The 361-nt window shown below is 23.0% G+C and carries 1 pseudogene; it reads left to right on the top strand.

Annotated features, from left to right (window positions below):
* A pseudogene (locus AJN64_RS00010) lies at positions 1–361 on the top strand (sugar transferase); the annotation flags it as partial.

The raw sequence follows: 361 nt of genomic DNA, 5'->3' as shown, positions 1-361 counted from the left end.
AAAAAACAACGTTTAGAATTAGCCAATCTAGAACAAGATTTAATTATTAAAAAATTAGAAAGTAAAAAACTTGCTAAATCTTTGGGTATAAAAATGAGTATAATAAATCCTAAAATTACTTTTATTCAAGCTAATTCAGCTAAAGCTCGTATACAAAACCATTTATCTTATAAACTAGGACAAACTTTGATAGAAAATTCAAAAAGTATATTAGGATATATAAGAATGCCTTATGTATTATCATATATAAAAGATAAACATAAATTTGAACAAAAAGCCTATGAAGAAAAAATAAAAGAAAATCCAAATTTAGCTTTACCTCCTTTAGAAACTTATCCTGATTATAATGAAGCTTTAAAAG

The sequence above is a fragment of the Campylobacter sp. BCW_4332 genome, from assembly GCF_001763175.1.
Lineage (GTDB): Bacteria > Campylobacterota > Campylobacteria > Campylobacterales > Campylobacteraceae > Campylobacter_D > Campylobacter_D jejuni.
The sequence above is the reverse complement of the archived record's forward strand: the minus strand, read 5'-3'. Positions and strand labels throughout refer to the sequence as shown.